Source organism: Streptomyces sp. NPDC001513 (assembly GCF_042894695.1).
Lineage (GTDB): Bacteria > Actinomycetota > Actinomycetes > Streptomycetales > Streptomycetaceae > Streptomyces.
This window is the reverse complement of sequence record NZ_JBIAVU010000013.1, coordinates 64,997-86,554: the sequence shown is the minus strand read 5'-3', so window position 1 is coordinate 86,554 and position 21,558 is coordinate 64,997. Positions and strand designations below refer to the sequence as shown.

Annotated in this window: 18 protein-coding genes and 1 pseudogene; 5 read left to right on the top strand and 14 right to left on the bottom strand. The window is 72.9% G+C overall.

The window, feature by feature from the left end; translation table 11 throughout:
* Positions 1 to 78: 78 nt before the first annotated feature.
* Together dnaJ and hrcA are read right to left on the bottom strand one after the other, a co-directional pair.
* On the bottom strand, positions 79 to 1,215 hold the full coding sequence (gene dnaJ / locus ACFYZ4_RS27555; protein WP_390785099.1) for a molecular chaperone DnaJ: 1,137 nt from the start codon (positions 1,213 to 1,215) through the stop codon (positions 79 to 81).
* Positions 1,216 to 2,232: a heat-inducible transcriptional repressor HrcA gene (gene hrcA, locus ACFYZ4_RS27550; protein WP_351295541.1), complete on the bottom strand. Its 1,017-nt coding sequence runs from the start codon at positions 2,230 to 2,232 to the stop codon at positions 1,216 to 1,218. It lies immediately after the preceding gene.
* Between the two features lie 146 nt (positions 2,233 to 2,378).
* Here hrcA and ACFYZ4_RS27545 point away from each other — a divergent pair, with 146 nt between their 5' ends.
* Both ACFYZ4_RS27545 and ACFYZ4_RS27540 read left to right on the top strand, forming a co-directional pair.
* Positions 2,379 to 3,104, top strand: coding sequence for an MBL fold metallo-hydrolase (locus ACFYZ4_RS27545; protein ID WP_351295544.1), 726 nt, complete (start codon positions 2,379 to 2,381; stop codon positions 3,102 to 3,104).
* 28 nt (positions 3,105 to 3,132) lie between these two features.
* A complete protein-coding gene (locus ACFYZ4_RS27540) occupies positions 3,133 to 3,936 on the top strand; it encodes a DUF3097 domain-containing protein (protein ID WP_390785098.1) in 804 nt (267 codons plus the stop codon).
* Between the two features lies 1 nt (position 3,937).
* Here the strand turns inward: ACFYZ4_RS27540 and ACFYZ4_RS27535 are convergent, their stop codons facing one another.
* The 4 genes from ACFYZ4_RS27535 to lepA form a co-directional block, all read right to left on the bottom strand.
* Positions 3,938 to 4,492 (bottom strand): Uma2 family endonuclease, encoded by a 555-nt coding sequence (locus ACFYZ4_RS27535; protein ID WP_390785097.1) that lies wholly within the window; start codon positions 4,490 to 4,492, stop codon positions 3,938 to 3,940.
* A gap of 100 nt (positions 4,493 to 4,592) precedes the next feature.
* Positions 4,593 to 5,825 carry a radical SAM family heme chaperone HemW gene (gene hemW, locus ACFYZ4_RS27530; RefSeq protein ID WP_351295553.1) on the bottom strand — a complete coding sequence of 411 codons (1,233 nt, stop codon included), beginning with the start codon at positions 5,823 to 5,825 and terminating at the stop codon, positions 4,593 to 4,595.
* Positions 5,826 to 6,093: 268 nt separating this feature from the next.
* Entirely contained in the window at positions 6,094 to 7,983 is a 1,890-nt protein-coding gene (locus tag ACFYZ4_RS27525; RefSeq protein WP_351295555.1) for an AMP-binding protein, read from the bottom strand.
* A 234-nt stretch (positions 7,984 to 8,217) separates the two neighbouring features.
* Positions 8,218 to 10,083 carry a translation elongation factor 4 gene (gene lepA / locus ACFYZ4_RS27520; RefSeq protein ID WP_351295558.1) on the bottom strand — a complete coding sequence of 622 codons (1,866 nt, stop codon included), beginning with the start codon at positions 10,081 to 10,083 and terminating at the stop codon, positions 8,218 to 8,220.
* A gap of 198 nt (positions 10,084 to 10,281) precedes the next feature.
* Between lepA and rpsT the strand changes: the two genes are divergently transcribed.
* Positions 10,282 to 10,548, top strand: a complete 267-nt coding sequence (gene rpsT / locus ACFYZ4_RS27515; protein WP_351295561.1) for a 30S ribosomal protein S20 — start codon at positions 10,282 to 10,284, stop codon at positions 10,546 to 10,548.
* Between the two features lie 189 nt (positions 10,549 to 10,737).
* Here the strand turns inward: rpsT and ACFYZ4_RS27510 are convergent, their stop codons facing one another.
* A complete protein-coding gene (locus ACFYZ4_RS27510) occupies positions 10,738 to 11,301 on the bottom strand; it encodes a TetR/AcrR family transcriptional regulator (protein ID WP_390785096.1) in 564 nt (187 codons plus the stop codon).
* 92 nt (positions 11,302 to 11,393) lie between these two features.
* Here ACFYZ4_RS27510 and ACFYZ4_RS27505 point away from each other — a divergent pair, with 92 nt between their 5' ends.
* Positions 11,394 to 12,773, top strand: coding sequence for an MFS transporter (locus tag ACFYZ4_RS27505; RefSeq protein ID WP_390785095.1), 1,380 nt, complete (start codon positions 11,394 to 11,396; stop codon positions 12,771 to 12,773).
* A gap of 29 nt (positions 12,774 to 12,802) precedes the next feature.
* Here ACFYZ4_RS27505 and ACFYZ4_RS27500 read toward each other — a convergent pair whose 3' ends face one another.
* Entirely contained in the window at positions 12,803 to 13,594 is a 792-nt protein-coding gene (locus ACFYZ4_RS27500) for an N-acyl homoserine lactonase family protein (protein ID WP_390785094.1), read from the bottom strand.
* Positions 13,595 to 13,762: 168 nt separating this feature from the next.
* Positions 13,763 to 14,755 (bottom strand): DNA polymerase III subunit delta, encoded by a 993-nt coding sequence (holA, locus tag ACFYZ4_RS27495; RefSeq protein ID WP_351295572.1) that lies wholly within the window; start codon positions 14,753 to 14,755, stop codon positions 13,763 to 13,765.
* A gap of 76 nt (positions 14,756 to 14,831) precedes the next feature.
* Between holA and ACFYZ4_RS27490 the strand changes: the two genes are divergently transcribed.
* On the top strand, positions 14,832 to 15,074 hold the full coding sequence (locus ACFYZ4_RS27490; protein WP_351594288.1) for a hypothetical protein: 243 nt from the start codon (positions 14,832 to 14,834) through the stop codon (positions 15,072 to 15,074).
* Positions 15,075 to 15,088: 14 nt separating this feature from the next.
* On the opposite strand, the gene ACFYZ4_RS27485 is transcribed toward ACFYZ4_RS27490, so the two are convergent.
* The 5 genes and pseudogenes from ACFYZ4_RS27485 to ACFYZ4_RS27465 form a co-directional block, all read right to left on the bottom strand.
* On the bottom strand, positions 15,089 to 15,970 hold the full coding sequence (locus ACFYZ4_RS27485) for a YceI family protein (protein ID WP_390785093.1): 882 nt from the start codon (positions 15,968 to 15,970) through the stop codon (positions 15,089 to 15,091).
* 136 nt (positions 15,971 to 16,106) lie between these two features.
* Positions 16,107 to 18,494: pseudogene (locus ACFYZ4_RS27480) on the bottom strand (ComEC/Rec2 family competence protein); the annotation flags it as partial.
* Positions 18,491 to 19,564, bottom strand: coding sequence for a helix-hairpin-helix domain-containing protein (locus ACFYZ4_RS27475; RefSeq protein WP_390785092.1), 1,074 nt, complete (start codon positions 19,562 to 19,564; stop codon positions 18,491 to 18,493). The pseudogene ACFYZ4_RS27480 and the gene ACFYZ4_RS27475, both read right to left, overlap by 4 nt.
* 98 nt (positions 19,565 to 19,662) lie before the next feature.
* Positions 19,663 to 20,508 (bottom strand): DegV family protein, encoded by an 846-nt coding sequence (locus tag ACFYZ4_RS27470; protein ID WP_351594282.1) that lies wholly within the window; start codon positions 20,506 to 20,508, stop codon positions 19,663 to 19,665.
* Positions 20,509 to 20,670: 162 nt separating this feature from the next.
* Positions 20,671 to 21,402, bottom strand: coding sequence for a hypothetical protein (locus ACFYZ4_RS27465; protein WP_351295584.1), 732 nt, complete (start codon positions 21,400 to 21,402; stop codon positions 20,671 to 20,673).
* Positions 21,403 to 21,558: the final 156 nt, after the last annotated feature.

The following is a 21,558-nucleotide window of genomic DNA, read 5'->3' as shown; positions in this document are numbered from 1 at the left end:
AGGGGCCGCCGCCGGGCCCATGCGAAGAGCCCGGCAGGGAATCCCCTGGCCGGGCTCTCGGCGGTGTCCGCCGGCCGCTCAGCGACCGTTGAACGCGTCCTTCAGGCGGCTGAACAGCCCCTGCTGACCTGGCGCGAACTGGCCCATCGGCCGCTCCTCGCCGCGCAGCTTCGCCAGCTGGCGCAGCAGTTCCTCCTGCTGGGCGTCCAGCTTGCCCGGGGTGGTGACCTCGACGTGGACGATCAGGTCGCCGCGCCCGCCGCCGCGCAGGTGGGTGACGCCCCGCCCGTGCAGCGGGATCGCCTGCCCGGAGCCGGTGCCGGGCCGGATGTCGATCTCCTCCAGGCCGTCCAGCGTCTCCAGCGGGCATTTCGTGCCCAGTGCGGCCGCCGTCATCGGGAGCGTCACCGTGCAGTGCAGGTCGTCCCCGCGCCGCTGGAAGGTCGGGTGCGCCAGCTCGTGGATCTCCACGTACAGGTCGCCGGCGGGGCCGCCGCCGGGGCCGACCTCGCCCTCGCCCGCGAGCTGGATCCGGGTGCCGTTCTCGACACCGGCCGGGATCTTGACCGTGAGGCTGCGGCGGGAGCGGACCCGTCCGTCGCCCGCGCACTCGGGGCACGGGGTCGGGACCACGGTGCCGAAGCCCTGGCACTGCGGGCAGGGGCGCGAGGTCATGACCTGGCCCAGGAAGGACCGGGTGACCTGCGAGACCTCACCGCGGCCGCGGCACATGTCACACGTCTGCGCGGAGGTGCCGGGTGCGGCGCCCTCGCCGGAGCAGGTGGTGCAGACGACGGCCGTGTCGACCTGGATGTCCTTGGTCGTCCCGAAGGCCGCCTCGTCCAGCTCCAGGTCCAGCCGGATCATGGCGTCCTGGCCGCGCCGGGTCCGCGAGCGCGGGCCGCGCTGCTGACTCTGCCCGAAGAAGGCGTCCATGATGTCGGAGAAGTTGCCGAAGCCGCCGGCCCCGAAGCCGCTCGCTCCGCCGCCGCCCGAGGAGGACAGCGGGTCGCCGCCGAGGTCGTAGACCTGCTTCTTCTGCGGGTCCGAGAGGACCTCGTAGGCGGCGTTGATCTCCTTGAAACGCTCTTGCGTCTTGGGATCGGGGTTCACGTCCGGGTGCAGCTCGCGCGCGAGCCGCCGGAAGGCCTTCTTGATCTCGTCCTGCGATGCGTCGCGGCGCACGCCGAGAACGGCGTAGTAGTCCGTGGCCACTTACGACTCCGCCAGGATCTGTCCGACGTAACGTGCCACTGCGCGTACCGCTCCCATCGTTCCGGGGTAGTCCATGCGGGTCGGTCCGACCACGCCGAGTTTGGCGACTGCTTCGCCGCCCGAACCGTAACCGACGGAGACGACGGACGTGGAGTTCAGTCCCTCGTAGGCATTCTCATGCCCGATCCGTACGGCCATTCCCGACTCGTTGGCCTCGCCGAGCAGCTTGAGGAGCACGACCTGCTCCTCCAGCGCCTCGAGCACCGGCCTGATCGTCAGGGGAAAATCGTGTCCGAAGCGGGTGAGATTGGCGGTGCCGCCGATCATCAGCCGTTCCTCGGCTTCCTCGACCAGGGTTTCGAGGAGTGTCGTGAGCACGGTGGAGACCGTGCCGCGGTCCTCGGCCTCGAAGGATTCGGGGAGGTCCTGGACGAGCGGGGGCACATCGGTGAAGCGCCGTCCGACGACCCGGCTGTTGAGCCGGGCCCGCAGGTCGGCGAGCGAGGCCTCGCCGAAGGGGCTCGGGCAGTCGATGAGCCGCTGCTCGACCCGTCCGGTGTCCGTGATCAGTACGAGCATCAGGCGCGCGGGAGCGAGCGAGAGCAGCTCCACGTGCCGGACGGTCGACCGGGTCAGGCTCGGGTACTGCACGACCGCGACCTGCCGGGTGAGCTGCGCGAGCAGCCGCACCGTGCGGCCGACGACGTCGTCGAGGTCGACGGCGCCGTCGAGGAAGTTCTGGATGGCCCGGCGCTCGGGCGTCGACAGCGGTTTGACCCCCGCCAGCTTGTCGACGAAGAGCCGGTAGCCCTTGTCGGTGGGGATCCGGCCGGCGCTGGTGTGGGGCTGGGCGATGTAGCCCTCGTCCTCCAGCACGGCCATGTCGTTGCGCACGGTCGCGGGCGAGACGCCGAGCCGGTGCCGCTCGGTGAGCGCCTTGGAGCCGACCGGCTCCTCCGTCCCGACGTAGTCCTGGACGATGGCGCGCAGCACTTCGAGTCTGCGTTCGCTGAGCATCGCGCACACCTCCAGCTGTGGTCCGTTGCCGTGTTCTGCCGTGTTCGTTGGCACTCTGTCCGTTCGAGTGCCAGAGATCCCCCGCTCAGTGTACGGCCGGGTAGTAAGACCCTGGCAAGGGAGGCCCGCCAGGGTAGCGTCGCGGCATGGACGTGCGTTGGGAAGAGGAAGGCTGGGAACGGCTGACCGGGCGGGCCGGCCGGCGGCGGCTGCCGGTGTGGGACTGCACCGTGGGACTGGTGGTGGGCAACGAGTCGGTCCTCCTGATCGACCCCGGTTCCTGTCTCCGGGAGGGCGCACAGGTGCGCGCGGAGGCGGAGCGGCTGACGGGTCGGCACGTGACCCATATCGCATTCACGCACGGCCATTTCGATCACGTCCTGGGCGGGGCCGCCTTCTCCGGGGCCGAGGTGTTCGGTGCGGTCGGGCTGGACGCGCTGCTGTCGACGGGCCGTGAGGAGCTGCGCGGCGACGCGGTGCGGCACGGCCTGGCGGAGCCGGAGGCGGCCGAGGCGGTGGACCTGCTGGTGGTGCCGAAGCACCTGGTGTCGGGCGAGTGGACGCTGGAACTGGGCGGGCTGCAGGTGCTGCTGGCCAATGTGGGGCCCGGGCACACCCGGCACGACCTGGCCGTCTTCGTGCCGGGCGAGCGCGAGACGGTGTTCTGCGGGGACCTGGTCGAGGAGTCGGGCGAGCCCTTGGCGGGTCCGGACGCGACGCCCCGGCAGTGGCCCGCCGCCCTGGACCGGCTGCTGGCGCTCGGCGGCGACGACGCGCTGTACGTGCCGGGTCACGGAGCGGTGGTCTCGGCGGACTTCGTCCGTGCGCAACGCGCCACACTGGCAATCCGTTTCGGCGTGTCGGAGACATGACGCGGGCCGCTCTCCTACTGTCGGCCGGATGCGCGAGTACTCCCCCGACCTGACCCCGCAGTGGAAGCGCCCCCGGGCGGTGCCCGAGGTGGCGGCCGAGCCCGATCTGGTGGTCGAGGTGGCGGGTACGGACTTCTGCGGCGCGGTGGTGGCCTGCGAGGCGGGCACGGTGACCCTGGAGGACCGCTTCGGCAAGCGTCGGGTGTTCCCGATGGAACCGCGGGGCTTCCTGCTGGAGGGCGCGGTCGTCACCCTGGTCCGCCCGCCCCGGGGCCCGTCGGCGCCGGCCCGTACGGCCTCGGGCTCGCTCGCGGTTCCGGGCGCCCGGGCCCGGGTGGCGCGGGCCGGCCGCATCTACGTCGAGGGCCGCCACGACGCGGAACTGGTCGAGAAGGTCTGGGGCGACGACCTGCGCATCGAGGGCGTGGTGGTGGAGTACCTGGAGGGCATCGACGACCTGCAGGCCATCGTCGCCGACTTCGCCCCGGGCCCGGACGCCCGCCTGGGCGTCCTGGTGGACCATCTGGTGCCCGGCTCGAAGGAGTCCCGCATCGCGGCCTCGGTGACCTCGCCGGACGTCCTGATCGTGGGCCACCCGTACGTGGACGTGTGGCAGGCCGTGAAGCCGTCGGCGCTGGGCATTCCCGCGTGGCCGGTGGTCCCGCGCGGCCAGGACTGGAAGACGGGCATCTGCCGGGCCCTGGGCTGGCCGGAGAACACGGGCGCCGCCTGGCAGCACGTCCTGTCCCGGGTGACGTCCTACAAGGACCTGGAGCCGACGCTGCTGGGCCGCGTGGAGGAGCTGATCGACTTCGTCACGGCACCGGTTTGAGCTACGGCAGGGTGCCGAACTCCGTGGTGTCGAGCGTGACACCGAGGACGTCGAGCGGGACCGGTTCACCGAACTTGCTGGTCCGCTCGGTCCGGTAGTCGGCTTCTTCTCCGGCGCCGAAGGGTTCGGTGAGCACCACGCACTTGGCCTGGAAGGGGTCGATGATCAAATAGGTGGGGATGCCGCCCGCCGCGTAGATGGAGCGCTTCGTCACATAGTCGCGCAGCTTGCTGGTCTTGGAGACGACCTCGACCACCATCGCCAGAGCCTGAGCGGGCACCAACCGGCCCGACTCGGGCGCTGCCTCGCTGGGCAGGACCACGAGGTCCGGCTGCGGCTCGGACGACTCCGCCGGAATGTCCACGTCCTGCGTCTGGAGCGGGTACAAGCGCCCCACGGGGATCTGCCGCTGGACGAACAGGACGAACAGGTTGTGGACCACGTCGGGCCCCGCCATCATCACGATTTCCCCCCTGAGGAGCTCAACCTTGACCCCCTCGGGAGCCTCGAAGCTCTCGAAGTACTCGGTCATCCGGCGATCGTCCACAGCGGTCATCTCCGTGCCCTCCACTTCTGCCGCCGGGTATGCGACAGAAGGCTACGAACAGGCTAGGCCGCGCCTGCCCTCATTCGCAGCGATTCACTCCGGCGAGTGATCAGTCGACCAGGTCCCGGACCACCGCGTCGGCCAGCAGCCGGCCGCGCAGGGTCAGGACGGCCCGCCCGGCCTCGTACGGCGCGGGGTCCAGCAGACCGTCCGCGAGGGCCTTGCGGGAGGCGGCGAGGCCGGCCGGGGCGAGCAGGGACAGCGGGACCCCGTCCACGAGGCGCAGCTCCAGCAGGATCCGCTCGACGCGCCGGTCCTCCTCGGAGAGGAGCTCGCGCCCCGCGCCCGGAGACCGGCCCTCGGCCAGCGCGGCGGCGTACGCTCCCGGGTGCTTCACGTTCCACCAGCGGACCCCGCCGACGTGCGAGTGCGCGCCCGGCCCGGCGCCCCACCAGTCGGCGCCGCGCCAGTACAGCTCGTTGTGCAGGCAGCGCCCGGCCTCCGAGGTGGCCCAGTTGGACACCTCGTACCAGGAGTACCCGGCCCCGGCCATGACCTCGTCCGCGATCAGGTAGCGGTCGGCGTGCACGTCGTCGTCCGTCATCGGGACCTCGCCCCGGCGGATCCGGCGCGCCAGCTGCGTGCCCTCCTCGACGATCAGCGCGTAGGCGCTGATGTGGTCCGGGCCCGCCCCGAGCGCCGCGTCCAGCGAAGCCCGCCAGTCCTCGTCCGACTCCCCGGGCGTCCCGTAGATCAGGTCGAGGTTGACGTGCTCGAAGCCCGCGGCCCGCGCCTCGGCGACGCAGGCCTCCGGGCGGCCCGGGGTGTGGGTGCGGTCCAGGACCTTCAGGACGTGCTGCTTCGCGCTCTGCATGCCGAAGGAGATCCGGTTGAAGCCCCCGGCGCGCAGCTCGGCCAGGTACTCCGGGTTCACGGACTCCGGGTTGGCCTCGGTGGTGATCTCCGCGTCCTCGGCCAGGCCGAATTCCTCGCGGATCGCCGCGAGCATCCGTACGAGGTCCCCGGCCGGCAGCAGTGTGGGCGTGCCGCCGCCCACGAACACGGTGCGTACGGCCCTCGGGTCGTCCCCGAGCACCTTCCGCGCGAGGCGGACCTCGTCGATCAGGGTGTCGGCGTAGTTCTCCCGGGAGGCGAGCACGCCTCCGGTGCCCCGCAGCTCGGTGGCCGTGTAGGTGTTGAAGTCGCAGTACCCGCAGCGCGTGGCGCAGTACGGGACGTGCAGGTAGAACCCGAGCGGCCGCTCCCCCGCGCCCACCAGGGCATGCGACGGCAGCGAGCCGTCTTCGGGCATGGGTTCACCGTCGGGCAGTGCGGAAGGCATACCCCCATCATCCCGCACGCCGCTCATGGTCAGCCCCGCCCGGCACCACCCCAGCCGCGCCGGCGTTCGAGGCGCGGGCGTGTCCGGAAGCGGACCCGCACCACTCCAGCCCCGCCGGCGTTTGAGGCGCGGGGTTCGGGGCGGAGCCCCGGGAGCGGACCCGCAGGCGGGTACGGCGCGGCAGCCCCCACCCCGGGCCCGCCCAGGAGGGGCGGAGGGGTCCGCGGGGCGGCCCAGCCGCCCCGCCAAGCCAAGCCCGCGGCAGGCGCTACGCCTCGCGCGACCCCTCGTACATCTCCTCGATCAGGTGCTTGAACTCACGCTCGACCACCGGCCGCTTCAGCTTCAGGCTGGGCGTCAGGTCCCCGTGCTCGACGTCGAGGTCACGCGGCAGCAGCCGGAACTTCTTGACCGTCTGCCAGCGCTGGAGGCCCTCGTTCAGGGTCTGTACGTACGTCTCGATCAGGCGGTTGGTCTCCGGCGCGGCCAGGACCTGTCCGTACGTCTTGCCCTCAAGCCCGTTGTCGGCCGCCCAGGTGAGGATCGACGGCTCGTCGAGGGCGATCAGGGCCGAGCAGAAGTTCCGGTCGGCGCCGTGCACGACGATGGTCGACACGTACGGGCAGATCGCCTTGAACTGGCCCTCGATCTCCGCCGGGGCGACGTACTTGCCGCCCGAGGTCTTGATCAGGTCCTTCTTGCGGTCGGTGATGCGCAGGTAGCCGTCGGCCGACAGCTCGCCGATGTCTCCCGTGTGCAGCCAGCCGTCGGACTCCAGGACCTCGGCGGTCTTGTCCGGCTGCTGGTGGTAGCCCTGCATGATGCCGGGGCCGCGCAGCAGGACCTCGCCGTCGTCGGCGATGCGCACCTCGGTGCCGGGGAGCGGCTTGCCGACGGTGCCGGTGCGGTAGGCCTCGCCTGGGTTGACGAAGGAGGCCGCGCTGGACTCCGTCAGGCCGTAGCCCTCCAGGATGTGGATGCCCGCGCCGGAGAAGAAGTAGCCGATCTCGGGCGCCAGCGCGGAGGCGCCGGAGACGGCGGCGCGCAGGTTGCCGCCGAAGGCCTCGCGGAGCTTGGAGTAGACGAGCGCGTCGGCGATCTTGTGCTTGGTGGCGAGGCCGAAGGGGGCGCTCGCCTGTCCGGTGCGGCGGAAGTTGTCCTGCGTGACCTTGGCGTACTCGCGGGCGACGCCGACCGACCACTGGAAGATCTTGTACTTGGCGCCGCCGGCGGCACGGGCCTTGGCGGCCACGCCGTTGTAGACCTTCTCGAAGATGCGCGGGACGGCGGCCATGTAGGTGGGCTGCACGATCGGCAGGTTCTCGATGATCTTGTCGATCCGGCCGTCGACGGCGGTCACGTGCCCGGCCTCGATCTGGCCCGAGGTCAGCACCTTGCCGAAGACGTGCGCCAGCGGCAGCCACAGGTACTGGACGTCCTCGCGGCCGATCAGGCCGGTGGCGACCATGGCCTTGGCCATGTACGACCAGTTGTCGTGCGGCAGCCGCACGCCCTTGGGGCGGCCGGTGGTGCCGGAGGTGTAGATGAGCGTGGCGAGCTGGTCGGAGGTGATGGCCGAGACCCGCTCCTTGACCGCCTCGGGGTGCTTGGCGAGGTACTCCTTGCCGCGCGCCTCCAGTTCGGCGAGCGAGAGCACCCAGCCCTCGGGGTCTCCGTCGGCGGCGACCGCGTCCGCGGCGTCGAGGACCACGACGTGCTCCAGCTTCGGCAGGTCGGCGCGCCGCTCGCGCGCCTTCGCCAGCTGCTTGGCGTCCTCGGCGATGAGCACCCGGCTCTCGGAGTCCGCGAGGATGAAGGCCGACTCGTCCGCGTTGGTGCTGGGGTAGACGGTGGTGACCGCGCCGCCCGCGCACATCACGCCGAGGTCGGAGAGGATCCACTCGACCCGGGTGTTGGAGGCGAGCGCGACGCGCTCCTCGGTCTGCAGGCCGAGGGCGATCAGCCCGGCGGCGATGGCGAAGACCCTCTCGGCCGCCTGGCCCCAGCTGAGCGACTTCCAGTCGTCGGCGCCCTGGCCGTCGGCTGCGGGCACCGGGAACCGGTAGGCCTCCGCGTTCGGCGTCGCTGCGACGCGCTCAAGGAAGAGCACCGCCACGGTGGGCGGGCGGTTCTCGAGATAGGTCTGTGTGTCGCTCACGACATCCTCCGGACCGATCCACGCGGCAGTGCGTGGGCGTGGGGCGCTTGGGGGCGCTGGGGACGGGCGGGTTTGAGACGTACCAGCTAGTGACTGGCGAGTAACCATCGAGCAGTGATCAGACTAAAGCCCGTCCGGCGCCTGCGTAAGAGCCCGCGAGCGGCCGGTTCATAACGAAACAGGCCCCCGCGCCGGAGCGTGGGGGCCTGGTTCCGTCGGGTGGCGGCGGCGTCGCTACTTCTTCTTGCCGCTGGACTCGTCGCTGGACAGGACGGCGATGAAGGCCTCCTGCGGGACCTCCACGGAGCCGACCATCTTCATCCGCTTCTTGCCTTCCTTCTGCTTCTCCAGCAGCTTCCGCTTACGGGAGATGTCACCGCCGTAGCACTTGGCGAGGACGTCCTTGCGGATGGCGCGGATGGTCTCGCGGGCGATGACGCGGGAGCCGATCGCGGCCTGGATCGGCACCTCGAAGGCCTGCCGCGGGATGAGCTCGCGCAGCTTGGCGACCAGGCGCACGCCATAGGCGTAGGCGGCGTCCTTGTGCGTGACGGCGGAGAAGGCGTCGACCTTGTCGCCGTGCAGCAGGATGTCGACCTTGACCAGGCTGCCGGACTGCTCGCCCGTGGGTTCGTAGTCGAGGGAGGCGTAGCCGCGCGTCTTGGACTTCAGCTGGTCGAAGAAGTCGAAGACGATCTCCGCGAGCGGGAGGGTGTAGCGGATCTCGACGCGGTCCTCGGAGAGGTAGTCCATGCCGAGGAGGGTGCCGCGGCGCTGCTGGCACAGCTCCATGATCGCGCCGATGAACTCGGTGGGCGCGAGCACGGTGGCGCGCACGACCGGCTCGAACACGTCCGAGATCTTGCCCTCGGGGAACTCGCTCGGGTTGGTGACGGTGACTTCCTTGCCGTCCTCCAGGACCACCCGGTAGACCACGTTGGGCGCGGTGGCGATCAGGTCGAGGCCGAACTCGCGCTCCAGGCGCTCGCGGACCACGTCCAGGTGGAGCAGGCCCAGGAAGCCGACGCGGAAGCCGAAGCCGAGCGCCGCCGAGGTCTCCGGCTCGTAGACGAGCGCGGCGTCGTTGAGCTGCAGCTTGTCGAGGGCCTCGCGCAGGTCCGGGTAGTCCGAGCCGTCGAGCGGGTACAGGCCGGAGAAGACCATCGGCCGCGGGTCCTTGTAGCCGCCGAGGGCCACGGTCGCGCCGTTGTGCAGGCTGGTGATGGTGTCACCGACCTTGGACTGACGGACGTCCTTCACGCCGGTGATGATGTAGCCCACCTCGCCGACGCCGATGCCGTCGGAGGGGGTCATCTCCGGGGAGGAGACACCGATCTCCAGCAGCTCGTGGGTGGCTCCGGTGGACATCATCCGGATGCGCTCGCGCTTGTTCAGCTGCCCGTCGACGACACGGACGTAGGTGACGACACCGCGGTACGAGTCGTAGACCGAGTCGAAGATCATCGCGCGGGCCGGGGCGTCCTTGACGCCGACCGGGGCCGGGACGGTGGCGACGACCTTGTCGAGCAGAGCCTCGACGCCGAAACCGGTCTTCGCCGAGACGCGCAGCACGTCCTCCGGCTGGCAGCCGATCAGGTTCGCGAGCTCCTCGGCGAACTTCTCCGGCTGGGCCGCCGGCAGGTCGATCTTGTTCAGGACGGGGACGATCGCGAGGTCGTTCTCCATCGCCAGGTACAGGTTGGCGAGGGTCTGGGCCTCGATGCCCTGGGCGGCGTCCACCAGGAGGACGGTGCCCTCGCACGCGGCGAGGGAGCGCGAGACCTCGTAGGTGAAGTCGACGTGCCCGGGGGTGTCGATCATGTTGAGGATGTGGGTGTTGCCCTGGCCCTCGCCCGTGGTGGGCGCCCAGGGCAGTCGGACCGCCTGGGACTTGATCGTGATGCCGCGTTCACGCTCGATGTCCATGCGGTCGAGGTACTGGGCGCGCATCTGCCGCTGGTCGACCACACCGGTGATCTGGAGCATCCGGTCGGCAAGCGTCGACTTGCCGTGGTCGATGTGCGCGATGATGCAGAAATTGCGGATCAGAGCCGAGTCGGTACGGCTCGGCTCGGGCACGTGGCTGGGGATCGCGGGCACGCAGTGTCCTGATTCTCGGTCGCAGTCGGAACTCGGAACGAAGTCTGAGTCCTCCCATGCTCCCATGGATGGGGAAGTGCGCTCGGTTTGGGCTGCCCGGAGCGTGGCTGGTAGCCTGGGCAGCTGTGTCTCGTATGCCCTCTCAGCTGTCGAGGCACAATCCGAAGAACAAAACTCTGAACCTGAAAAGGCTCTTTCGTGGCGAACATCAAGTCCCAGATCAAGCGGAACAAGACCAACGAGAAGGCGCGCCTGCGCAACAAGGCCGTCAAGTCGTCGCTCAAGACCGCGATCCGCAAGGCCCGCGAGGCCGTCGTCGCCGGTGACGTCGAGAAGGCCACCGTGGCTTCTCGCGCCGCCGCGCGTGCGCTCGACAAGGCTGTCTCGAAGGGTGTCATCCACAAGAACGCCGCCGCCAACAAGAAGTCGGCGCTGGCCATCAAGGTTGGCTCCCTCCAGGGCTGAGCTCTCGATGTGAATCGCCGGTAAGGACCCAGCGGGCCCTCTCTTCCGCTCCTTCACCGGCACACCGCGCCGCACGCGGCCTGCGTTCGCCACGCGGGTGCGGCGCACCAACGCAGTGACCGAAGGCCCCGGCCTCCACCCTTCCCCAGGGTGGCGGCCGGGGCCTTCGTGTTACCCGCGGACGGCGGCTTACCCGCGGACGGCGGCGAGGACGGTCGAGGTCAGGACCTCGGGGGCGTCGGCCGGGTCCATCCGGCCGGCCTGCACCTCGGCGGCGGCCGCGTGGACCAGGCTGTAGACGACGGTGACCAGCCAGTCGGCGGACAGGTCCGTACGCACGTCACCTGCCTCCTGACCGGCCACGACCAGACGGCGGACGGGGGCCAGGATCCGGTCGTGGCGCTCGCGGAGCTCCTCGGGCGGGAACGCGGCGGAGGCGGCGGCGAAGACGGCGGAGTGCCGGTCGAGCAGCCGCCAGGAGGTGCGAACGAGCGAGGCGAGGTCGACCCCGTCCGCGAGTGCGACGGCGGCCTCGTCGGAGGCCCGGGCGAAGGCCGCGTCGAGGAGCGCCTCGCGGGTGGGGAAGTGGGAGTAGAGGGTGACCCGGCTGACCCCGGCGGCGCGGGCGATGGCGGCCATGCTCGCCTGCGGGTCGGCGAGGAAGCAGTCCAGGCCGGCGTCAACGATCGCGGCGGTGTTGCGCTCCGCGTCGGCGCGGCGGGGCCGGGGGGTGGGGGCGTCGGTTGCTGCCATGGACCCAAACTTAACACTGCTGTTCACATTCCATGGGCGGGCCCGCATACTCAATCCCTAACAGCCCTGTTAACTTTAGGAGCGGCCTCGCCATGCCCTCTCACGCCCACTCCCACGCCCACGCACCTGCACCTGCGCCTCCGGACTCGCCTCCGCATCCGCACCGGTGGCGCCTGCTGGCCCTCCTCTGCCTGGCCCAGTTCATGCTCATCGCGGACGTCACCGTGGTGAACGTGGCGCTGCCCGCCGTCGGCGCGGACCTGGCGCTCTCCGGCACCGGCCTCACCCGGGTCGTCACCGTGTACACCCTGCTCTTCGGCGCCCTGCTGCTGGTCGGCGGACGGCTGGCCGACCGGTTCGGGGCGCGGCGGATGTTCCTGACCGGACTGGCCCTCTTCACCGCGGCCTCGGCGGCGTCCGGCCTCGCGGGCGACGGCGGCACGCTGATCGCGGCGCGCTCGGCGCAGGGAATCGGCGCGGCGCTGCTCTCACCGGCCGCGATGTCACTGGTCATGGCGGTGTTCCTGGGCCCGGCGCGGCACCGCGCCCTCGGCGTCTGGGCGGCGGTCGGCGGCGCGGGCGCGGCCGTGGGGGTGCTGCTCGGCGGCGTCCTCGCCGATGGGCCCGGCTGGCGTTGGATCTTCTACGTCAACCTGCCCGCCGGGATGCTCGCCCTCGTCGCCGTCCCGCTGCTGCTCGGCCGCCCGCTGCGCGCACCCGGCGGCCGGCCGGCCCGCCGGGCCCCCGTGGACGTGCCGGGAGCCGTGCTGCTGGCGGCGGCTTCGGCCTGCCTGGTCCACGGGCTGACCGAGGGCTCCTGGCCCTGGCTCGCCGGGGCGGCGACGGCGGGGATCCTGCTGGTCCTGGCGCAGCGCCGGACCCGGCATCCCCTCCTGCCGACCGCCCTGCCGGGCCGGCGCGCCCTGCTGGGCGGAAGCGCGGTGATGCTGGGGGCGGCGGGGCTGCTGGTCTCGGGGTTCTACCTGAGCTCCCTGCACATCCAGCACACGCTCGGGCGCGGCCCCCTGGTCACCGGGCTGGCCTTCCTCCCGGTCGCGGTGGCCGTCACCGCGGGCGCGCACACGGGCGGCCGGGCGGTGGTCCGGTTCGGCTGGCGCCCGGTCGGCGGCGCGGCCTTCGCCCTGGCCGCGGCCGGCGCCGCCCTCGCCCCGCACTTCGGCCTGTGGACGGGCCTCGTCCCCGGCTTCGCGCTGCTGGCGTTCGGTCTCGGCGCGGCGTTCGTGTGCGCGACGACGGCGGCCCTCTCCGAGGTGGCCCCGGAGCACTCCGGGCTCGCCTCCGGCCTCGTCGGCACCTCGCACGAGCTCGGCGCGTCCATCGGCGTCGCGGCCCTGGCCTCGGGCGGTTTCACCGTGCTGCCGTTCCCGGCCCTGGCCCTCGCCCTGGCCGCCGCCGCCCTCCTCCCGGACGGCCGCCCCGCACCGACGGCGGCCCGCGCCATGGCCCACTGAGCCCGGCCCGTCGAGCACTTTCCGAGGGGCTAGTCCCAGAACTCGCCGTCGTGCGGCAGGTCGGCGAAGTGGTCGGGGTCGTGGGAGAGGAACACGGGGATGCCGGCCCGGGACAGCGCGCGAAGTCGCCCGTAGGTGAGCAGCTTCTCCTCGATGTTCCAGTCGCTGGGCATGGGTGCGTTCCGGTCCAGTCCCTGCTGCAGGTGCGCGGCGTCGCCCATCAGGCCGATCCGTCCGTGGTGGCCGAGGTCCAGGACGACGCCCTGGTGGCCGGGGGTGTGGCCGGCGGTGTGCAGGAGGGTGAGCGTGCCGTCCTGGAACAGGTCGGTGTCGCCCCGGAGTTCGAGGAACTCGTAGTCGCGGCTGCCCGCGTAGTCGTTGAAGGCGTAGCCCCGCGCGGTCCAGCGGTCCGGCCACCAGGCGTGGCGCAGCTCCTCGTGCTGGGCCACGTGCACGGCGTGCGGGAAGTAGGTCATCCCTCCGGCGTGGTCGAGGTGCAGGTGGGAGTAGAGGACGTACCTGACCTCGTCGAGCCGGTAGCCGAGCCGCTCCAGTTGCGCGTCGACGGCGTGGGCCCGGGTGAACCCCTCGACCCCGTACTCCGCCCGCAGCCCCGGACCCCAGTGGGCCTCGGCGGCCTCGGGGTCGGCCACGCGGTGGTTGATCCCGGTGTCGAAGAGGATCAGCCCGTGGGTGGCGTGCTCGATGACGGCCACGGTCGAGGGCACGGTGATCATGCCGGTGGCCCCGTACTGGATGCCGCTCATCGGCATGGTGAAGGGCCCGGCGTCCACCGTCGTCACGCGCACTCTGCCGGCCACGGAACCTCCCTCTCGCCCACCGGGACGCCCTTGCCGTCCGGTGGTGAAGGCGGCCTGGCCGGCGAATTCCCCGTGTCCAGGCTAACCCTGAGCCGGCAGACCCACGCGTCGACGACCGGCCGACCGCATCCGCGGGCCCGCCCGACCTGATCCGAGGAGGGAGACGGCCTAGCGACGTTGTGGGCGGGCCGCGCGCGCCACTGCCACGACCGCCTTCTCCAGGGCGTACTCGGGGTCGTCGCCGCCGCCCTTGACCCCCGCGTCGGCGGCGGCCACGGCGCGCAGCGCGTCCGCGACGCCGTCCGCCGACCAGCCCCGCATCTGCTGGCGGACCCGGTCGATCTTCCACGGCGGCATGCCCAGGTCCCGGGCGAGGTCGCCGGGGCGGGCCCCGCGCGGGGCGGAGGCCAGCTTGCCGATGGCGCGGACCGCCTGGGCCAGGGCGCTGGTGATGAGGACCGGCGCCACCCCGGTGGACAGGGACCAGCGCAGGGCCTCCAGGGCCTCGGCCGCACGCCCCTCGACCGCCTTGTCGGCAACCGTGAAGCTGGAGGCCTCGGCCCGGCCCGTGTAGTAGCGGCCGACCACGGCTTCGTCGATGGTGCCCTCGACGTCCGCGCACAGCTGCGCCGCGGCGCTCGCCAGCTCCCGCAGGTCGCTGCCGATCGCGTCGACCAGGTTCGTGCAGGCCTCCGGGGTCGCCGCCCGGCCCAGCGCGCGGAATTCGCCCCGTACGAAGGAGAGCCGGTCCGCGGCCTTCGTCATCTTCGGGCAGGCGATCTCCCGCGCGCCGGCCTTCCGCGCCGCGTCGAGCAGACCCTTGCCCTTGGCCCCGCCCGCGTGGAGGAGGACCAGGATGATCTCCTCGTAGGGTGCGTCGAGGTAGGCCTTCACCTCCTTGGCGGAGTCCGCGGCCAGGTCCTGCGCATTGCGTACGACCAGCACCTTGCGCTCGGAGAAGAGCGAGGGGCTCGTCAGCTCGGCCAGCGTGCCGGGCTGGAGCTGCTCGGACGCGAGGTCGCGGACGTCCGTGTCGGCGTCGGCGGCACGGGCGGCCGCCACCACCTCCCGTACGGCACGGTCGAGCAGCAGCTCCTCCTGCCCCACCGCGAGGGTGAGCGGGGCAAGCGGATCGTCGGTGGGGTTCTTCCTGGTGGCCATCGCCTCCAGCATCCCACGCCGCACTGACAGTCCCCCGCCCCGCGGCCCCTCTCACCGGATCCTTGAGAATGGTCGCGTGAACGTGCGACATGTACTCGTCCTGCCCGACCGCGACGCCGCCGAGGAGGTGGCGCAGGAGGCCGTCGACCGCTTCGGCCTCCCGGAGGAACCGCAGTTGGTCCGCGACGCGCTGGCCGGCGAGGACGACGCCGAGGACGCCCAGTGGCTGGTGGTCCTCGAGGATCCGCAGGAACGGCTCGACGCCACCACGCTGGACGAACTCGCCGCCGAGTACGAAGGCTGGCTGGAAGCCCCGTAGGGGAGCGTCCGGGATCAGGCCTTGTGGACGATCTGGACGTCCAGCGTCACGTCCACGCTCGGACCGATCGCCGCGATCCCCTGCGCCAGCACCGACTGCCAGTTCAGGGCGAAGTCCTCGCGGTGCAGTTCGGTGGTGGCCCGGCAGGCGGCCCTCGGCTCGCCCTCCAGACCCGTGCCGAGACCCAGGTACCGGGTGTCCAGGGTCACGGACCGGCTGACCCCGTGCAGGGTCAGGGCGCCGGCCACGGTCCAGCGGCTGCCGCTGCGGTGGATGAACCGCTCGCTGTAGAACTCCACCGTGGGGTGCCGGACCGCGTCCAGGAAGTCCCCCGACCGCAGGTGGTCGTCCCGCAGCCGCAACCCGGTGTCGATGCTCGCCGCATCGATGATCACGTGCATGGACGAGTCCTCCATGCGCTCGGCTATCCGTACCGCTCCGGCGAGCGTGTTGAACCGGCCGCGGATCCGGGCCATCCCGATGTGCCGGGCGGTGAAGGCGATCGACGAGTGCGTCGGATCGAGCTCCCAGTGACCGGGCTGCGGCAGCAGCGGCGGCTCCACCGCGTCGAGGATGATCTCCCCGGTGCCCGGCTGCGCCGGATCCCCCACGAGCGTCGCCCCGTGGAACGGCGCGTACCCCTCGGCGGTGACGGACAGCCGGTACTCCCCCTCCGGAACGGCCGCCGTGAAACCGCCGTACGGGTCGGTCTCCCCGCTGACGATCCGGCGCCCGATCGGGTCCGTCACCTCGAACATGGCCTGCCGGACCGGCTGGTGGACCGTGTCGAGGACCCGGCAGCTGAGCAGACCCGCCGTCGGCGGCAGTGTGAGTGTCGCGGATGTCTGTGGGCTGGGACTTCCGGCCGACTCCATCCCCCGTCGGCGACCGAACATGACTGATGCACCCCCGTGCTGTGTGGACTTGGACCGTTCTGGCGAAGACGCATTCGATCATGCTGTCGGGTTGTGGGCAAACAGAGCGGTCGCGCCCGGTATGACCACGCCGGATCCGGCGCCGGCCGGCCGGAAACGCACGCATCCGAACACCGCTTCCGCTGACGGCGATCGAGCCATCGGTGTCGGTGCGCAGCACCGTCGCCCCCACCGCCCGCAGGCGTGCGAGCGTACCCGGCGCGGGGTGCCCGTAGCCGTTTTTTGTGCCGACAGGAACAATCGCGAGCCTCGGCCGGACCCGGGCGGTCAGTTCGGGGTCCTGGTGCGCGGAGCCGTGGTGGGCGACCTTGAGGACGTCCACCGGACCGAGCTGCGGATGTTCCCTCAGGAGTGCCTGCTGTGCGGGCGGTTCGAGGTCGCCGAGCAGGAGCAGGGTCAGACCCGCGCCGCGCACCAGCAGGGCGACGCTGGCGTCGTTGGGCCCGTCGGGCGGCGGTCCGGCCGCGGGCGGCCAGAGCACCTGCCACTCCAGCGGGCCGGCCCGGCGCCGCTCCCCCTGGACCGCCCGTACGACGGGCACACCGGCGGCAGCCGCGGTCCGGCGGACGAACTCGGCCTGCGCCGGGGGCTCTTCCAGTGTGGTGGCCTCAATCACACCCACGGACCGGCCCTTCAGCACCCCGGCCAGCCCTCCGACGTGGTCGGCGTGGAAGTGCGTCAGCAGCAGCATCGGCACCCGGTGCACGCCCAGCGCGCGCAGGCAGCGGTCCACCGGGCCGGGTTCCGGTCCGGCGTCCACCACCAGGGCCTCGCCCGGGCCGACCGCGAGGACGGCGGCGTCCCCCTGCCCCACGGCGCACTGGACGTAGCTCCAGTCGGGCGGCGGCCAGCCGGTGAGCGTACGGGTGAGCTGCGGCGGCCGCAGCACGGCGAGGAGCAGCAGCACCGCCAGCGCGGGGCAGAGCCACCGCCACCACCGCCGCCCTCTCCGTCCCACCACGGTCACGACGGCCACGGTGGCCACCACGGCCGCGGCCAGCAGCAGGCCGCCGGTGAGCCCGCCCGGCCAGGGCAGCTCCGCCCCCGGCACCCGGGCCCCGGCCCGCGCCACGGCCGCGATCCACCCGGCCGGCACCCCCGCGCACCAGGCGAGCACCTGCGCGGCGGGCATCCACAGCGGGGCCGCGGCCAGTGAGGCGAAGCCGAGGACCGTCGCCGGACCCGCCGCGAGCTCGGCCAGCAGGTTGCACGGCACCGCCACCAGGCTGACCCGGGCCGCGAGCACGGCCACCACCGGCGCGCACACCGCCTGGGCGGCCGCAGCGGCCCCGAGCGCCTCGGCGAGCCGCGGCCCCGTCCCGCGCCGCCGCAGGGCTTCGCTCCACCGGGGAGCGAGGGTGAGCAGCGCCCCCGTGGCCAGCACGGAGAGCAGGAAGCCGTAGCTGCGGGCCAGCCACGGGTCGTAGAGCACCAGCAGCAGCACGGCCGCGCCCAGGGCCGGGATCAGGGACCTGCGCCGCCCGGTGGCGATGGCCAGCAGGGTGACCGCCCCGCAGGCGGCGGCCCGCAGCACGCTGGGCTCCGGCCGGCACACCACCACGAACGCCAGCGTCAGGGCCGCCCCGCACAGGGCAGTCACCCGCAGCGAGAGCCCGAGACGGGGCGCCAGCCCGCGCCGCTCGGCCTGCTGCGCGCGGGCCGGGGGCCCGATCAGCAGGAACAGCACCACGGTCAGGTTGGACCCGGAGACGGCCAGCAGGTGCAGCAGGTCGGTGGCCCGGAAGGCCTCGTACAGGTCGGGCGGCACCCGGGACGTGTCCCCGACGACCAACCCGGGCAGCAGGGCCCCGGCATCCGGCGCGAGCCCCTCGGTGGCCTCGCGCAGCCCGGCCCGCAGCCGCCCCGCGATCCGCTGCGCGGTGTCCGGGCCGCCGGTCACCCGGGGCGGGGTGTCGGCGGCGGGCCGGAGCAGCGCCACGGCCCGCTCCCCGTCCCGCGCCGGAGCCAGCCGGGCGACCACCACCACCCGGGTGGACGGCTGCAGCCGGGCCCACCCCGCATGCCCGGCCAGCACCCGTACCGGTGTCTCGACCCGGGTGCCCGTCCCGTCGGGCCCGGTCACCCGGGTCACCACCGCGTCCAGCACCACCACCGGCGGCCCGTTCCCGCCGCGGGCGCTCCTCGGGTCGGAGCCGACGGTGAGCTCGGCGAGGACGCGGGCGTGCTCCCGCGCGAGCCCTGCCACCGGTCCGGCCCGCGCCTCGGCCCGCTGGAGCCCCGCGACCCCGGCCCCGGCGGCCGCGCAGAGCAGGGCGGCGGCCAAGGCCGGCGCGACCCTCCACAGCGATCCGGGGCGCCGGTACCCGGCCAGGACCAGCAGGCCCGCTCCGACCACCCCCAGCCCCACCCCGAGGGCGGTCCGGCCCGCGGGCGCGTCCAGGGCGAGGGCGGCCGCCGCCCAGGCGGCCACGGCAGGCACCGCGAGGCGCAGATCCACCGGGCCCGTCTCCTCGGGGCGGTTCACGGCCGCACCCGCGTGCGCAGGTCGGCGAAGCGCCGCTCACCGATGCCGTCGACCTGACGCAGCTCCTCCACGGACCGGAACCCGCCGCGGGCGGTGCGGAAGTCGACGATGTGCTGGGCCAGCACCGGCCCGACCCCCGGCAGACCGTCCAGCTGCGCGACCGTGGCCGAGCCCAGACTGAGCGGCCCCGGCGCCGGACCCGGACCCGGACCCGGACCGGCGCCGGCGACGGTCCCGCCCGGCGGCGGCTGCGCCGGGGCGCCCACCAGCACCTGCTCGCCGTCCACCAGCACCCGCGCCCGGTTCAGCCCGGTGGTGTCGGTGCCGGGGCGCACTCCCCCGGCGGCGGCCAGCGCGTCCTCCACCCGGGAACCGGCGGGCAGTCGGCGCACCCCAGGATCCCTGACCTTGCCGCTGACGTCCACGACGATCCGCGCGCCGTCACCGGCGCCACCGCCCCCGGCCGGCGCGGCAGTCGGCCCCGGGGCCGCCGGGGCCGCCGTGGCCGCCGCCGGGACCACCCCCGGGGCGACCACTGCCGGGACGGTCACCGCCCGCGGCCTGGCCGACCAGTACTGCTGCCCGGCGAAGCCGACGGCGGCGACCAGCACCACCGCGACGGCGGCCACCGTGCGCGGCTCCACCCCGCACCGGGCCTGCAGCCACACCGGCAGCCGCTCCCGCACGGCCAGCCTCCGCGCGACCCCGGAGTTCAGCCCGGCCGCCCCGAGCCCGGCCCCCTCGTCAGGCGGGGTCCCGGGAGCGGTCCCGGGGTCCGCCTCGGCAGCCGACGGCGACGCCTGCGGCGGACCGCTGCCGCCGAGCAGGGCTTCGGCCCGTCGGCGTACCGCGCCCGGCTCGGGAGGGGGAACCCGGTGCACCGGATGCCCGCGGCGGCCGCGGCGGTGCCGGAGCCGACTGCCCGCGAACCGGCCGTCGGAGAACCGGCCGTCAGAGAAGCGGCCGTCGGAGAGACGGCCGTCCGCGGAACGGCCGTCGGAGGGACGGGGGCGGCCCGGACCACTGGTGGCGCCGCCCGACGGATGCGAAGTACGCGTTCGAAGAGTCATGCCACGACGGTAGGGGCCCGCCCCGACCCCCGTTCGGAGCCTTCAATTCCGGTGGACGACAAGCCCGTTGTGGACAACCGGGCCACTCGTTCCGGTGATCAGCGAGGGGACACGACCGCCGCCAGCAGCCCCGGCCCGGTGTGCGCGCCGATCACCGCACCGACCTCGCTGACGTGCAGCTCGACCAGTCCGGGGATGCGCTCGCGCAGCCGCTCGGCGAGCTTCTCCGCCCGCTCCGGAGCCGCCAGGTGGTGCACCGCCACGTCGACGGCCGCGGACCCGGCGCGCTCGACGGCCAGCTCCTCCAGGCGGGCGATGGCCTTGGAGGCCGTACGCACCTTCTCCAGCGGCTCGATCCGCCCGCCCTCCAGCGTCAGCAGGGGCTTGACCGCCAGGGCCGAGCCGAGGAGGGCCTGCGCGGCCCCGATCCGGCCACCGCGGCGCAGGTAGTCGAGGGTGTCGACGTAGAAGTACGCGGTCATGTCCGCCGCCCGCTTCTCGGCGGCCGCCACGGCCTCGTCCACGGAACCGCCGCCCTCGGCCACCTCCGCAGCGGCCAGCGCGCAGAAGCCCAGCGCCATCGCGATCATGCCGGTGTCCACGACGCGCACCGGCACGGGTGCGGTCTTCGCGGCGAGCACGGCGGCGTCGTAGGTGCCGGAGAGCTCGGCGGACAGGTGCAGGCTGACGATGCCGGTCGCCCCGGCGTCAGCCGCCGCCCGGTAAGCGCGGACGAACTCCTCCGGGCTGGGGCGCGAGGTGGTCACCGAGCGGCGCTTCTGCAAGGCCACGGCCAGGCTGCGCGCCGAGATCTCGGTGCCCTCCTCGAGCGCCTCGCCGCCGAGCACCACGGTCAGCGGGACGGAGGTGATTCCGTGCCGCGCCATCGCCGGTTGGGGCAGGTAGGCCGTGGAATCGGTGACGATGGCGACATGGCGGGACATGAGGCGGAGGTTACCGCCAGTGGGGGCATGACGGCAGCCTGGCCCCTCGCGGGGACCTGCATCGGCCCTGCCTGGCTCCCCGATACCGGGGCTCCGCCCCCGACCCGCGCCTCCAATCCCCCGGACTCCGTCCGGGGGACCCTCAGGCGAGGCCGCAGGGGATCAGGTCGTGCTCTCCGGGCGGCGCGTCTTCTGCCAGGGGTACTCGGGCGCCGGCGCGGCCGGGTTCAGCGCCGCCTTCCGCGACTGCTCACGCGGCTGCTCACGCCGCTGTGTCTGCTGCGCCTGCTGCGTCTGCTGCGCCGCGTCCCACTCCGCAGCCGCCGCCGCCAGGTGGTCCACCGACTCCGGCGACCAGTCCCGCAGCGCGCCGGACTCCATCTCGATCTGGGCCGACAAGGCGGACAGGTCGTCCTCCGCGAAGCGGCTGGCACGGTCCCGCGCGGCCCAGCGCAGCGAGTCCGAGGCCTGCGTGATCTTGGCCGTCCGCTCCCGCAGCTCGGGCAGCCGCTCCGCGATCCGCTTGCGGTCCGGATCCTGCTCCAGCCGCTTCAGCTCGCCGTCCAGCTCGTGCCCGTGCGCGCTGAGCTGCTCGAACAGGGCGATCGACTCCCGCAGCGAGGCGTCCAGCCGGACCCCCTCGTGCAGTGCCTGCTGCGTGGAGCGCATCGACGTCCGCAGGTCCAGCCGCAGCTGCGCCAGCGCACCCGGGACCCCGACCTGGCCGAAGCTCTTGGCCCGCAGGGTGGTGTCCTCCACCGTCCGCCGGGCCTGGGTGATCGTCCGGTCCACTCCGCGCTTGGTCGCCTGCACCACCTTGACGGTCGCGTACACGCCCAGCCCAAGGAAGGTGAAAAGCACCATCAGCGCGAAGATGATCAACGCTGCCTCCATGAGTGTCCCTTCCCCAGTCCCCGCGGTTTTCTGCCGTCCCCTCAACCGTAAACGCCACAGGCAGGCTGGGGGTTCCATTCGAACCCCCAACCTGCCCGTACGGGATCTCCCCCATGTAGGGGGTCCCTCATCCGACCAAGGCCAGATGACGTCAGA

Coding starts and splice junctions, on each gene's coding strand:
- ACFYZ4_RS27540 (WP_390785098.1), top strand. CDS start 3,133: ATGCGCGAGTACTCCCCCGACCTGACCCCGCAGTGGAAGCGCCCCCGG.
- ACFYZ4_RS27545 (WP_351295544.1), top strand. CDS start 2,379: ATGGACGTGCGTTGGGAAGAGGAAGGCTGGGAACGGCTGACCGGGCGG.
- hemW (WP_351295553.1), bottom strand. CDS start 5,825: ATGCCTTCCGCACTGCCCGACGGTGAACCCATGCCCGAAGACGGCTCG.
- ACFYZ4_RS27475 (WP_390785092.1), bottom strand. CDS start 19,564: ATGACTCTTCGAACGCGTACTTCGCATCCGTCGGGCGGCGCCACCAGT.
- ACFYZ4_RS27470 (WP_351594282.1), bottom strand. CDS start 20,508: ATGTCCCGCCATGTCGCCATCGTCACCGATTCCACGGCCTACCTGCCC.
- ACFYZ4_RS27485 (WP_390785093.1), bottom strand. CDS start 15,970: ATGTTCGGTCGCCGACGGGGGATGGAGTCGGCCGGAAGTCCCAGCCCA.
- holA (WP_351295572.1), bottom strand. CDS start 14,755: ATGGCCACCAGGAAGAACCCCACCGACGATCCGCTTGCCCCGCTCACC.
- ACFYZ4_RS27510 (WP_390785096.1), bottom strand. CDS start 11,301: ATGGCAGCAACCGACGCCCCCACCCCCCGGCCCCGCCGCGCCGACGCG.
- ACFYZ4_RS27535 (WP_390785097.1), bottom strand. CDS start 4,492: ATGACCGCTGTGGACGATCGCCGGATGACCGAGTACTTCGAGAGCTTC.
- ACFYZ4_RS27505 (WP_390785095.1), top strand. CDS start 11,394: ATGCCCTCTCACGCCCACTCCCACGCCCACGCACCTGCACCTGCGCCT.
- ACFYZ4_RS27465 (WP_351295584.1), bottom strand. CDS start 21,402: ATGGAGGCAGCGTTGATCATCTTCGCGCTGATGGTGCTTTTCACCTTC.
- hrcA (WP_351295541.1), bottom strand. CDS start 2,232: ATGCTCAGCGAACGCAGACTCGAAGTGCTGCGCGCCATCGTCCAGGAC.